Source organism: Gordonia sp. YY1 (genome assembly GCF_009872315.1).
GTDB lineage: Bacteria > Actinomycetota > Actinomycetes > Mycobacteriales > Mycobacteriaceae > Gordonia > Gordonia amicalis.
In genome coordinates this window covers 128,103-139,686 of the sequence record NZ_WXYI01000001.1, presented here as the reverse complement: position 1 = coordinate 139,686, position 11,584 = coordinate 128,103, and the positions used below count along the sequence as shown (strand labels likewise).

Here is an 11,584-nt window from a genome sequence, read left to right as displayed (position 1 = left end):
CACCGCCATGCAGATCCGTCGTATCTCGATCGCCGACCTGGCCGCAGCACCGGTCATCGGAGGTGGGGACCTGCTCGGCGACGGTGCAGCCGTGGCGTCGCCGGTCGCGCTGGTGGACCTCGACACCGTGGACGACGTGACCGACGACGACCTGGTCCGGGCGGCCGACCGTGCCTCGGCATCGGACGTCATCCTGGTGGGGACGTCCACCAGGATGATGGACGACGAACTGTTCCCTCTGCTGGATGGCCTCGATCTCACGTATGGCCCACCCGGCACCGACCATCGCGCGGTGATCGGCGTCGACGACGTGGAGGTGGCAATCCGGAACTTCACCGACGCGGTCTCGCGATGTCCGCAGGCCTCGCTCGTCGCCGCGCAGGTGGTGCGCGCAGCCGAACCGCTCGATCCCGTCCCTGCCATCGACGTCGAATCCCTGGGCTACTCGACACTGCAGGGCGGCGACGAATTCGGCCGATGGCTGGAGGAGCGTCGCGCCAAGGGGCGCCCGCTTCCGCCGCCCGCCGTCGACGCGGTGCTGCTCGACCGCGACGGTGACACCCTGCGCATCACCCTCAACCGGCCCGAACGCCGCAACGCCTACGGCACCGCGCTGCGCGACGCGTTCGTCGACGCGTTGCGCCTGGCAATACTCGACGACTCGATCGATCACGTCGTCGTCGACGGGGCGGGCAGTGCGTTCTGTGCCGGTGGCGACCTGGACGAGTTCGGACACATGCCCGACGCGTCGACGGCCCACCTGATCCGCACCCGCGGGGGAGCGGGACGACTCGTGGCCGTGCTCGCCGACCGCGTCGAGGTCCGTCTGCACGGTCCCTGCGTCGGCGCCGGAATCGAGATCCCCGCCTTCGCCAGGCGCGTCGTCGCCGCCCCGGACACCCGGATACGACTGCCCGAGGTGTCGATGGGCCTCATCCCGGGAGCGGGCGGCACCGTCAGCGTGCCCCGGCGCATCGGGCGGTGGCGGGCATTGCACCTGTTCGTCACCGGTGCCGAGATCGACGCCGAGCAGGCACTGGGCTGGGGGTTGGTCGACGAGATCGGGGCTGAGTCTGGAGCGTTCCGCGGAACGCTCGCGAAGTCGTGACCTGCGAAACTGTCGGTAGTCGGCGGTAGCTTGTTCGTATATCTGTTCGAACTGGCTGGGAGGTCGGGATGTCTGTTACCGCGTTGCGTGGCGAGGGCGTGTCGTCGTTGTTCGACGGTGCGGATCCGGCGTCGTTGTCGGATGAGGTACTCGAGGGGCGGGTGCTCGGCTATGCCGCGCAGATCACCGCGATGACCGCTGAATTCCTCGGCCATGTGGCGGAGTTGGATCAGCGGGATTCGTGGCGGGGTCCGGGGATTCATTCGCTGGGGCATTGGTTATCGTGGCGGGCGGGGCTTTCGCAGCGCACGGCGCAGGAGCAGATCCACGTGGCCAGGGCGCTGCGTGAACTTCCAGCGGTCCGGCAGATGTTCGGTGAGGGCCGGTTGACGTATTCGAAGGTGCGTGCGTTGACGCGGGTGGCAACCCCGCTTCGTGAGAAGGAACTGGTGAATGTGGCGTTGTCGTGCACGGCGTCGCAGTTGGAGCGGGTTGTGCGGGCGATGCGGCAGATCGACAGCTCGGCCGGCGGTGATGGGGAGCAGCAGCCCGTGGAGTCACGGGGTAGTTGCAGGTGGAACTTCGACGGCACGTTGTCGGTGTCGATGAGACTGGCGCCGTTGGACGGTGCCCGGTTCTTGGCGGGTGTGGTGCGGGCCGAGTACGAGAGGACTCGCACGGTAGGTGATCCGGATCTGCCGGTGTCGGGGAGCGTTCCGCGGAACGCTTCGGACGATCGGCTGGAGACCGTGGGTGCTGCGGATTCGGAGCTCAATCCGGCGAACCGGCCGGATCTATGGCGCAACGTGCCGTCGAACCTGGCGCCGGCGGTGGTCGCGATGGCTGATGCGGTCCACGAAGGGATCGGCATGCCGGAGTTGGCGCCCGGTGCGGAGATCCTGGTGCATGCGGGTGAGGGGGTGAAGCCTCACCTGGATGACGGACCCGCGCTGGCGGAGGGGGAGCTGGCGGAAGCGGCGTGTGGGGCGTCGGTGCGGGAAGCGTTGTCGAAGAAGGTGTCTGGTCGACCCGGTAAGCGTGCGTTGTTGGGGTTGGGGCGTAAGCAGCGGACGCCGTCCAAAGCGATGATCCGGGCGCTGTTTCTACGGGATCGGTGCTGCCAGACGCCGGGGTGCGGGCGCACGGCATTTGCATGCGCATCACGTCGTGTTCTGGTCCAACGATGGCGAGACCGAGCTCGACAACCTGATTCTGTTGTGCGGGACGTGTCACCGGGCGTTGCACAGAGGTGAGTTCGCGATCAAAGCGCATGGGGGACAGCGGTTCACGTTCTACATGCCGGATGGTTCGGAGATAGACGTGAGTCCAGATACCAAAGCGCCGGGCGGGTGGACGCCTGACGAACGGATCGCTGCGGATGCCACGGTGCCGGTGGGTGGCGGCAAACTCGACATCGGGTACGCCACCGAGGTGATCTATGCCGTCTGGGAGTGGAAGGAACGCCAGCGTATGGCGACTGCTGCATCTGTGGCTGCGTGACCGGGTGAGGTCATTACGCGACCGTCATTCCAGTTAACACTCGCGTCACATGACCCTTGCTATCGTCAAAACACGACTTCGGTCGCGTTATGAGGATGGACGAGAGGAGGGGTGTGGACATGACCGATGCCGGTTCCGGGCGGGTCTGGGGCACGATCCCGCCTACGCGTCTTCCCGGGGGGCTCCGCAAGAAACCGCTGCAGGAGCGATCCAAGGCGGCGATCAGGAACGTCCTCGACGTTGCGGCTCAGATCGTCCTCGAACAGGGCGTCGACGCCCTTGTCGGATCGCCGACGCTGCTGCTCGAACGATCGGGCTTCAGTAAGGGTTCCTTTTATGCGTTCTTCGAGACCCCCGACAGCGTTCTCGATGAGCTGGCACTCCAGTGCATGCTGGACTCGCGGGAGGAGCAGGCGAAACTCTTCTCCGACCCGGGCTTCGGGACCTGGACGGAGTTCGTCGACGCCCTCGTCGACCAGTACTGCGATTGGTTCCGCATACCGCTCGTCCGTGCCATCTGGGTCGGTCAGCGCTTCACCGCCAATACCCGCCTGCGCGACCGCATCTGGATCGAGGAGATGGCGGTCATGCTCCACGCGGAGTTGTCCGGTTACGAAGGGTGCTTCGAGAATCTCACGCTCACGCAGTGTGAAGTCGTCGTCGAAGTACTGGAACGCTTGGGGCAGGTCGCATTCCGTGACGATCCAGACGGATCTGAGTCGGTGATTGACGAGATGCGAACTCTAGTCCACGGCTATCTGGCCGTCTGTCAATAACTTACAAGAACCCACGTGTGTCTGCGCGTGGGTTCTTGCGTGTTCGCAGTCGGCCGGCATGGTTCCGGCAATTTGACGAGACATTTTGTATGCGAACACTTTTCGATGTTCCTTGGTCAATGCGACACGCGACGCTCACCTCCCTGGAAGCTGTTACTCCCGTGTCACCCCGATTTGCGTATCGGACACAAATGAGAACGCATACTCAAGTCGCGACTGAAGTCGCGTTTGGAACCCCGGGCCGATCCCGCCGACGACGTCGCGACCGGCTACCGCGCGAATCGATTCGCGCGCAGAGATTTCACGGACCAGAGAACTTCGGACCAAGGAACACGACATGACCATCGAACAGATCAAGGTGCCGCAGGCGGCCGCCGCTACGGCACCTGCGGCGCCGCAGCGCCTACGCGGCGATATGGGCGTCGGCGAGCTCGTGATGAGCGTGCTCGCCTTCTCGGCGCCGCTGACCACGGTTGCCGGCTTCATTCCGGTTCTCCTGCTCTTCAGCGGGTCGAGCGCGCCGGCAATCTATCTCGCAGTGACGGCGCTGCTGCTCGTCTTCTCGGTCGGATTCGTCGCGATGGGCCGGACAGTGCCCAATCCCGGTGGCTTCTACGCCTTCATCACCGCGGGGCTCGGACGATCCGCCGGACTGGGTAGCGCGCTCCTCGCGACGGCCGGTTACATGGCCATCGGGTTCTTCGCGCCGTCGATGTTCGCGATCACTGCCAAGGGCTTCCTCGAGCCACTCGGATTCCCGGAGATCCCCTGGTACGTCTACGGGCTGGGCATCATCGCGGTGACCACCGCTCTCGCCTACCGGCGCATCGACCTGTCCGCCAAGGTCCTGACACTGGTGATGGGGCTCGAGGTCATCGCGGTCGTCGTCTTCGACGTCGCATCGTTCGTCAACGGCGGACCAGCCGACAGCGGTGGCGCAGGATTCACGCTGCCGGCGATCTCCGACAACGCCCTCGGACTCGCGGTCCTGTTCGTACTGGGCAACTTCCTCGGATTCGAGGCAACGGTGATCTACCGCGAAGAGGCCAAGGACGCGGAGAAGACCATCCCGCGCGCGATGTTCATCGCAGTGGCCGGCATCGGCGTGTTCTACGCACTCGCCGCTTGGGCCTACCTGGCCTTCCTCGGTGCTGACAAGGCGCAGGCGGCGGCTGAGGCGGACACGGCTGGACTGTTCAACTCCGCCATGCTCACCCTCACCGGGCGCGTCGTCTCCGACATCATCACGGTGCTGCTCATCACGTCGATCCTCGCCTCGATGCTCTCGATCCAGAACGCCTCGGCTCGCTATCTGTTCTCGCTGGGTACCGACGGTGTGCTTCCCGAGAAACTCGGTCGCGTCCACCCGAGTCATCGCTCGCCCTTCATGGCCGCTTCGTTCGTCGGCGCCGTGTGGACGGTACTGCTCGTTGCCTTTGCGGTGATCGGTACCAGCCCGGACAGCCTCTACGCGAAGGCCGCCGGCGCCGGGAACCTCGCGATCATCCTCGTCATGTTCCTTGCGAGCCTGGCAGTGGTGGCCTACTTCTACAAGCGCCGCGCCGTGACCACGCTGTCGAAGTGGAAGACCGTGGTCGCCCCGGTCGTCGCGTCTGTCGGGCTCGGCATCGTCGCCTACCTCGCAGTCGCCAACTACTCCGATCTCCTGGGTGACACCGGCACGGTGACCACCGTCTTCCTGGCGATCACCTTCGGCATCCCGATCGTCGGCTTCCTGTACGCGCGGGTGCTGCGCGGCCAGAACCCCGACGTCTACCAGCGCATCGGACGCCAAGAGTTCTGAGAACGACTCCCGATCCAGGTCTGCCGCCGGGTCGTGAATGCCCGGCCCGGTGGCGGCCAACCCCTCAACTCCGAAAGGCCGAGCCATGAACGTGATCATCCTGTACGGCACCGAATCCGGAAATGCCGAAATGGTGGCCGACGACGTCGCAGAATTCCTCGGCGACAACGACTTCGACGCGACCGTGACCGCCATGGACGACTTCGACGTCACCGGATTCGACGACCTGACCGCCGGTGACACGCGCCTGCTGCTCATCACCTCGACCTACGGCGAGGGCGGTCTGCCCGCTACCGCGGAACCGCTGCACTCCGAACTCTCCGGTTCCCGCCCGGACCTGACCGGGATCGAGTTCCTGGCCTTCGGTCTCGGGGACAGCACTTACGAGACCTACAACAACGCCGTCGACGTGCTCTCGGCAGCCTTCACCGATCTCGGCGCCCGACTTGTCGGGGAGATCGGGCGCCACGATGCCGCGTCGGGTGAGGACCCCTCGGAGATCGCCATCGACTGGGCGCGTGTAGCACTGGTCGAATCTGCCGCTCTCGCAGTCTGATCCACTGATCGCGCGCGAATGCCTTGCGCCAACGACCGCCCACCAAACGCGACTCCGGTCGCTTCCCGACGAAGGAGCTCAACCATGACCGTCACGATCGAACCGGCCGCCTCGTTCAACGATCCCGCTCTGCCCCCGGAGTCCGAGCTGCTGCCGTGGGACGACCAGGAGTTCCGGGACAACCCGTACCCCTGGTACGAGAAGGTGCGTGCGGAGAGCCCGGTCTATCAGGTCTCCGACGGGACGTACCTCGTCTTCCGGCACGCCGACATCGTGCGGTGGGGCAAGGACCCGTGCATGAGCGTCGCAGACCCCGACATGGGTGCCTGGGAGGCCTTTGCCCACACGATGCTATTCAAGGATCCGCCGGAGCACACCGCGCTCCGTCGTCGTACGGCCAAGTGGTTCACCCCGAAGCTCATCAAGCGGTGGGCTGAGCACACCGCCGACGTCGTGCGCGAGACGCTCGACGCGGCGACTCCGGGTGAGGTCATCGAGGCGCACCTCGAACTGGCCGTGAAGCCGACGCACGTCACGGTGTGCCGCATCCTGGGTTTTCCGGAGCATGATGTGAAGCCGGTTCCGGAATCGATGATCACGGCCATGGATGCTCTTGTCGCCGAACCGCATCCGGACTCCGATGCCGCTGCCGCGCAGGCGTTCGCCTACCTCGAGGGTCGGGTGCGTGAGATGATCGCCGAGAAGCGACGCAATCCCGGCACCGGACTCGCCGACGAACTCATCGCCGCCCAGGATCGGGGTGAGCTCACCGAGCTGAACGTGCTTCAGACCCTCATGCTGCTATTCGGTTCCGGCGGGCACAACCCCGGATTCACCGGCGCCATCGGCCTCGAGTTCTTCGCCCAGCGGCCCGACATCCTCGAGACCTACCGCAACCAGCCCGAGGAGCGGTCGATGATCATCGAGGAGCTCATCCGACTCAACCCGGCCGAGATGTCGTTCCCGCGCATCACGACCGCCGACATCGAGATCAGCGGCGTGCAGATTTCGGCCGGCAGCACGATCCGCTTCATGATCGGTTCGGCCAACCGCGATCCCGAGGTGTTCGAGCGCCCTGACGAGTTCGACCACACCCGTCCGCTCGCGGCGAAACACCTCTCGTTCAGCATCGGACCGCATGCCTGTGCCGGACAACTTCTTTCGCGGGTGGAACTCGAGACGATGTTCACCACCATCGCCGAGCGGTGCGAGCGCATCGAACTCGCCGGTGAGCCGGTCACCTACCACACCGACCGCGGGCGCAACTACCGCTCGCTGCCGATTCGCCTGCACTGAACCGAGAGAGCCTGACATGACGAAAACCGTTGCAGGACAGAATGCTCGACACGCCGAAGTCGCCATCGTCGGTGCAGGTCCGTCGGGTTGCTATACCGCCATCGCGTTGCGGCGGCTGATGCCCGACGCGGCGATCACCGTCTTCGACCGGCGCATGACACCGTTCGGCCTGCTCCGCTACGGCGTTGCCGCCGACCATCAGGGCATGAAGAACGTCGCCCGGCAGTTCGACTGGGTCTTCGCTTCGCCGGGTGTGCGGTTCGTCGGCAACACCGGCATCGGTCGTGACCTGTCCCTGACCGACCTCCATGCCGCCTTCGACGCGGTCGTCGTCGCTACCGGGTTGCCGAACGATCGGCCCATCGGGATAGCGGTCCACCCTGACGCCAGGGTCCTGGGTGCGGGGGAGTTGCTGCGCTTCATCAACGCCGATCCGGACAGCGTCCTTCGCGGCGGCGACGCCGATTCGTGCAGGCCGCTGGGCGAATCGGTGGTCGTCGTCGGCGCGGGCAACGTCGCGATGGACGTCGCTCGACTCCTGTCCAAGACGGCGGAGGACCTTGTCGGTAGCGATGTCGACGACGAGGCCCGAGCCGCGCTCGAAGCGGAGAACCTCCGGCGCATCGACATCGTCGCGCGCGGTCCTCGCGATCGGGTGCGGTGGGACGCCGCCATGCTCCGCGAACTCTGCGAGCTGCCGGGCGTGGGTGTGTCGATCGACGGTGAGCAGGTGGCGGGTGATGGTGAACCGCGGGTGGCCGTGAACGTCCACTTCGCGGTCGATACCCGCGCGGTGGATCACCGCGACGGCCGGGCGGTCCTGGCGGGGACACATTCTGCGTCGAACACCGAGGTCGAGTTCGTCGCGGACACCGTGATCACCGCGATCGGGTTCGTGGCGGAGAGCGACGCTCCTGTCAGCCCGGTGATCAGCACGCAGATCTTCCGGGTCGGAGGTGCGCAGAGCGGAGTGCTCGGGAACCTGGCCCAGAATCGAGCTGCCGCGAAGAACGCTGCCGCACAGGTTGCAGATGCGCATTCCGTCAGGTGCATCAGCAAGCCGGGCCTGGCCGGCGTCGAGCACCTCCTGCCTGCGAGGGTCGTCGACTTTGCCGACTGGCGGATCATCGACGATGCTGAGGTCGCACGTGCCCGGCCCGGGCGGTGCCGGACCAAGTTCAACTCCCGAGAGGAGATGATCGACGTGGTTCGGTCCAGCGACGGGGTACTTGTCTAACTCAGTTCGTTCATTTTCCCAATTCGGCGGGCGGTCTCTGCTTACGATCACTCGTGAGCTGCGGCCGACGCCGCCCGATTCCGCGTGAGCGCGTCCGCAGCGATCGTCGAATCGGTGAGGGGTCAGCGACAATGTCCGACGCAGTTCTCGTGGAGCGCCGGGGGCGCATCCTCGTCATCACGATCAACCGGCCGCAGGCGCGGAACGCCATCAACCACGAGGTGAGTCAGTCGCTCGCCGACGCGATGGACGAACTCGACGACAGTCCGGAGCTGTCGGTCGCCATTCTGACCGGTGCGGGTGGGAACTTCTGTGCCGGAATGGATCTCAAGGCCTTCGCGGCGGGCGAGTCGGTGGCCATCGAAGGGCGCGGGCTGGGCTTCACGCAGAAGCCGCCGGCCAAGCCGGTCATCGCGGCCGTCGAGGGGTTCGCGCTCGCCGGCGGAACCGAACTCGTTCTCGCCACCGACCTCGTCGTCGCGTCGAAGTCGGCGAAGTTCGGCATTCCGGAGGTCAAGCGCGGCCTCGTCGCGGGCGCCGGCGGACTTCTGCGCCTGCCCAGGAAGATTCCCTATCAGAAGGCCCTCGAGCTGGCGCTCACCGGCGACAACTTCACCGCCGAGCAGGCCGCGGACTGGGGCTTCGTGAACGTCCTCACCGATGAGGGCGGTGCGCTCGACGGTGCTCTCGCCCTTGCCGAGCGCATCACCGAGAACGGCCCGCTGGCCGTCGCCGTCACCAAGCGGATCATCGCCGAGTCGGAATCGTGGAGCGACGACGAGAAGTGGGACCGTCAGGGCGAATTGCTGGCGCCGGTCTTCACCTCGAAGGACGCGATCGAGGGTGCCCGCGCGTTCGCGGAGAAGCGCAAGCCCGAATGGACCGGCGCCTGAGGGTCGTCCGCAGTCAACTGCCCGCTGTCAATCTGACCATGAGATCGATGTGAGGAGAACAGATGTCGTTTGAGGGTGAAGTCGTACTGGTGACGGGCGGTGCCGGTGGACTCGGCGCGGCGACGGTGCGGCGCCTGCACGCCGCCGGTGCGTCGGTCGTGATCGCCGACCTGGCCGACCGGCCGGCGAAGGAACTCGCGGAAGAACTGGGCGAGCGGGCGGTCTACGCGCGCACCGACGTGCTCGACGACGATTCGGTGGACGCCGCGCTCGAGCAGGCGAGCGAACTCGGCGTCCTGCGTTATGCGGTCATCGCGCACGGCGGTTTCGGTGTGGCACAGCGGATCGTCAATCGCGACGGATCGCCCGCAGAGATGAAGGGGTTCGTCAAGACCCTCAACCTGTATCTCACCGGCACCTACAACGTCCTGCGTCTCACCGCGGCGAAGCTCGCCGCCGGCGAGCCCAAGGAGTCCGGTGAGCGCGGTGCGATCGTGATGACCAGTTCGATCGCCGGTTACGAGGGTCAGATCGGGCAGACCGCCTACGCCGCCGCCAAGGCCGGCGTCATGGGTCTCACCCTGTCGGGCGCGCGCGATCTCGGCTCGGTTGCGGTGCGCCTGAACACCATCGCCCCGGGCACGATGCGCACGCCGATCATGGAATCGATGGGGGAGGAGGCGCTCACCAAGTTCGCCGCGGGTGTGCCCTACCCCAAGCGACTCGGTCTCCCCAACGAATTCGCGGCGCTGGCGCAGCATCTGCTGGAGAACGGCTACATCAACGGGGAGATCGTGCGCCTCGACGGGGCGCAGCGGTTCCAGCCGCGCTGATCACAAACGCCTAACGACGACCGTCTCGGCTTGGGACGTCCCGCCGATCTCGGTTACCTTTGTTACGTCTGAGAACATTGTTAACAAAAGGGGCTACTGGTGCGTTCCTCGTGGAAGAGGCGACTGAGTGTCGTCGCGTGTGCCGTCGCGGTGGCGGCGACCGGATGGGCACCGGCGGCGCTTGCCGCACCGGCGCCCGACCCGAATCGCGCCCGGATCGACACCGTCATCCACGATTCGGCCCACCAGACGACGCTGATCGTCTACTCGGCTGCGATGCGCCGACTGGTCCCGGTGAACGTTCTGCGCCCCAACAACCAGACCAAGCCGCGTCCGACGCTCTACCTCCTCAACGGGGCCGGTGGCGGCGAGGACTCGGCGACCTGGGCGGCGAAGACGCAGTACGCGAAGTTCTTCCGCGACAAGCAGGTCAATGTGGTGACGCCCATCGGCGGTGCGTTCTCGTACTACACGGACTGGCAGCGTGACGACCCGGTCCTCGGCCGCAACAAATGGACGACGTTCCTGACCCGAGAACTTCCCCCGTTGGTGGACAAGGAATTCAACACCACGAGGAAGAACGCGATCGCCGGGATCTCGATGGCCGGTACATCGGTGCTGAACCTCGCCATCGCCGCACCCAGGCTCTACAAGTCGGTCGCCGCCTACAGCGGTTGCGCCCGCACCAGTGACCCGCTGGGGCAGACGTACATTCGGATGGTCGTCGCCGACCGCGGCATGGGCAACGTCGACAACATGTGGGGCCCGATCGGTTCGGCGGGATGGCGCAAGAACGACCCGTACGTCAATGCCGCGAAGTTGCGCGGAACCAAGGTCTACATGACCAGTGGCACCGGACTTCCCGGGTGGTACGACCGTCTCGAGGCCCCGCTGGTCGCCGGGGATCCCTTCACGCTTGCCAGCCAGGTGGTCGTCGGTGGGGTCATCGAAGCCGCGGTCAACGAGTGCACCAAGCAGATGGCGCAGCGCATGCGCGCGCTGAAGGTCCCGCACAAGGTTCTGTTCCGTCCCGACGGCACGCATTCCTGGGGTTACTGGGAGCGCGACCTCAAGACCACCTGGCCGATGATCGCCAACGACCTGAAGTGAGCGAACCCGATCGACTGTGGGCCGATGACCTCGAGGCCGGACAGGTCTTCCGGTTCGGCACGCACCACGTGACCGAAGAAGAACTGCTCGACTTCGCGCGGACCTGGGACCCACAGGACTTCCACACGGACAAGGCCGCGGCCGAGGCCGGCGCCTACGGCGGGCTCATCGCGAGCGGACTGCACACGATGTCGATCTACCAGAAGCTCGCCGTCACCTCGGTCCTGTATCGCTGGAAGGTCATCGCGGGCAAGCGTCTTGCCGATGTCGTCTTCCTGCGGCCGGTGCGTCCCGGCGATACGTTGACGGGTTCGCTGACCATCGACGCCGTCGAATTCGACGACCGCGACCGGGCGCTCGTCACGTCCACCTCGGAACTCGTCAATGTGGCCGGCAAGCCGGTGATGCGGACCGTCGTCGAGGCATATGTGCATGCCCGGCCGAAAGCCGCACCCTGAGAGGTCCGTGTCG

General features: G+C 65.9%; 10 protein-coding genes and 1 pseudogene. All 11 read left to right on the top strand.

The window, feature by feature from the left end; translation table 11 throughout:
• Positions 1–7: 7 nt before the first annotated feature.
• The gene (locus BPODLACK_RS00660; protein WP_159404495.1) at positions 8–1,108 is read left to right on the top strand and encodes an enoyl-CoA hydratase/isomerase family protein; all 1,101 of its coding nucleotides are present in this window, start codon (positions 8–10) and stop codon (positions 1,106–1,108) included.
• 68 nt (positions 1,109–1,176) lie between these two features.
• Positions 1,177–2,608, top strand: a pseudogene (locus tag BPODLACK_RS00655) (DUF222 domain-containing protein).
• A 119-nt stretch (positions 2,609–2,727) separates the two neighbouring features.
• The gene (locus BPODLACK_RS00650; RefSeq protein ID WP_157753361.1) at positions 2,728–3,384 is read left to right on the top strand and encodes a TetR/AcrR family transcriptional regulator; all 657 of its coding nucleotides are present in this window, start codon (positions 2,728–2,730) and stop codon (positions 3,382–3,384) included.
• Positions 3,385–3,721: 337 nt separating this feature from the next.
• Positions 3,722–5,188 carry an APC family permease gene (locus BPODLACK_RS00645; RefSeq protein ID WP_201450577.1) on the top strand — a complete coding sequence of 489 codons (1,467 nt, stop codon included), beginning with the start codon at positions 3,722–3,724 and terminating at the stop codon, positions 5,186–5,188.
• Positions 5,189–5,273: 85 nt separating this feature from the next.
• The gene (locus BPODLACK_RS00640; protein WP_159404494.1) at positions 5,274–5,744 is read left to right on the top strand and encodes a flavodoxin domain-containing protein; all 471 of its coding nucleotides are present in this window, start codon (positions 5,274–5,276) and stop codon (positions 5,742–5,744) included.
• An 84-nt stretch (positions 5,745–5,828) separates the two neighbouring features.
• A complete protein-coding gene (locus tag BPODLACK_RS00635; RefSeq protein WP_159404493.1) occupies positions 5,829–7,040 on the top strand; it encodes a cytochrome P450 in 1,212 nt (403 codons plus the stop codon).
• 16 nt (positions 7,041–7,056) lie between these two features.
• The gene (locus tag BPODLACK_RS00630; RefSeq protein ID WP_159404492.1) at positions 7,057–8,277 is read left to right on the top strand and encodes an FAD-dependent oxidoreductase; all 1,221 of its coding nucleotides are present in this window, start codon (positions 7,057–7,059) and stop codon (positions 8,275–8,277) included.
• Between the two features lie 131 nt (positions 8,278–8,408).
• A complete protein-coding gene (locus tag BPODLACK_RS00625; RefSeq protein ID WP_159404491.1) occupies positions 8,409–9,170 on the top strand; it encodes a crotonase/enoyl-CoA hydratase family protein in 762 nt (253 codons plus the stop codon).
• 62 nt (positions 9,171–9,232) lie between these two features.
• The gene (locus BPODLACK_RS00620; protein ID WP_159404490.1) at positions 9,233–10,003 is read left to right on the top strand and encodes an SDR family NAD(P)-dependent oxidoreductase; all 771 of its coding nucleotides are present in this window, start codon (positions 9,233–9,235) and stop codon (positions 10,001–10,003) included.
• Positions 10,004–10,102: 99 nt separating this feature from the next.
• On the top strand, positions 10,103–11,113 hold the full coding sequence (locus BPODLACK_RS00615; RefSeq protein ID WP_096273087.1) for an alpha/beta hydrolase: 1,011 nt from the start codon (positions 10,103–10,105) through the stop codon (positions 11,111–11,113).
• On the top strand, positions 11,110–11,571 hold the full coding sequence (locus tag BPODLACK_RS00610) for a MaoC/PaaZ C-terminal domain-containing protein (RefSeq protein ID WP_096273089.1): 462 nt from the start codon (positions 11,110–11,112) through the stop codon (positions 11,569–11,571). The genes BPODLACK_RS00615 and BPODLACK_RS00610 overlap by 4 nt, the downstream gene beginning before the upstream one ends.
• Positions 11,572–11,584: the final 13 nt, after the last annotated feature.

Excerpts from the sequence above, each read along its gene's own strand:
- BPODLACK_RS00645 (WP_201450577.1), top strand. The coding sequence starts at position 3,722 with ATGACCATCGAACAGATCAAGGTGCCGCAGGCGGCCGCCGCTACGGCA.
- BPODLACK_RS00640 (WP_159404494.1), top strand. The coding sequence starts at position 5,274 with ATGAACGTGATCATCCTGTACGGCACCGAATCCGGAAATGCCGAAATG.
- BPODLACK_RS00620 (WP_159404490.1), top strand. The coding sequence starts at position 9,233 with ATGTCGTTTGAGGGTGAAGTCGTACTGGTGACGGGCGGTGCCGGTGGA.
- BPODLACK_RS00660 (WP_159404495.1), top strand. The coding sequence starts at position 8 with ATGCAGATCCGTCGTATCTCGATCGCCGACCTGGCCGCAGCACCGGTC.
- BPODLACK_RS00625 (WP_159404491.1), top strand. The coding sequence starts at position 8,409 with ATGTCCGACGCAGTTCTCGTGGAGCGCCGGGGGCGCATCCTCGTCATC.
- BPODLACK_RS00635 (WP_159404493.1), top strand. The coding sequence starts at position 5,829 with ATGACCGTCACGATCGAACCGGCCGCCTCGTTCAACGATCCCGCTCTG.
- BPODLACK_RS00650 (WP_157753361.1), top strand. The coding sequence starts at position 2,728 with ATGACCGATGCCGGTTCCGGGCGGGTCTGGGGCACGATCCCGCCTACG.
- BPODLACK_RS00630 (WP_159404492.1), top strand. The coding sequence starts at position 7,057 with ATGACGAAAACCGTTGCAGGACAGAATGCTCGACACGCCGAAGTCGCC.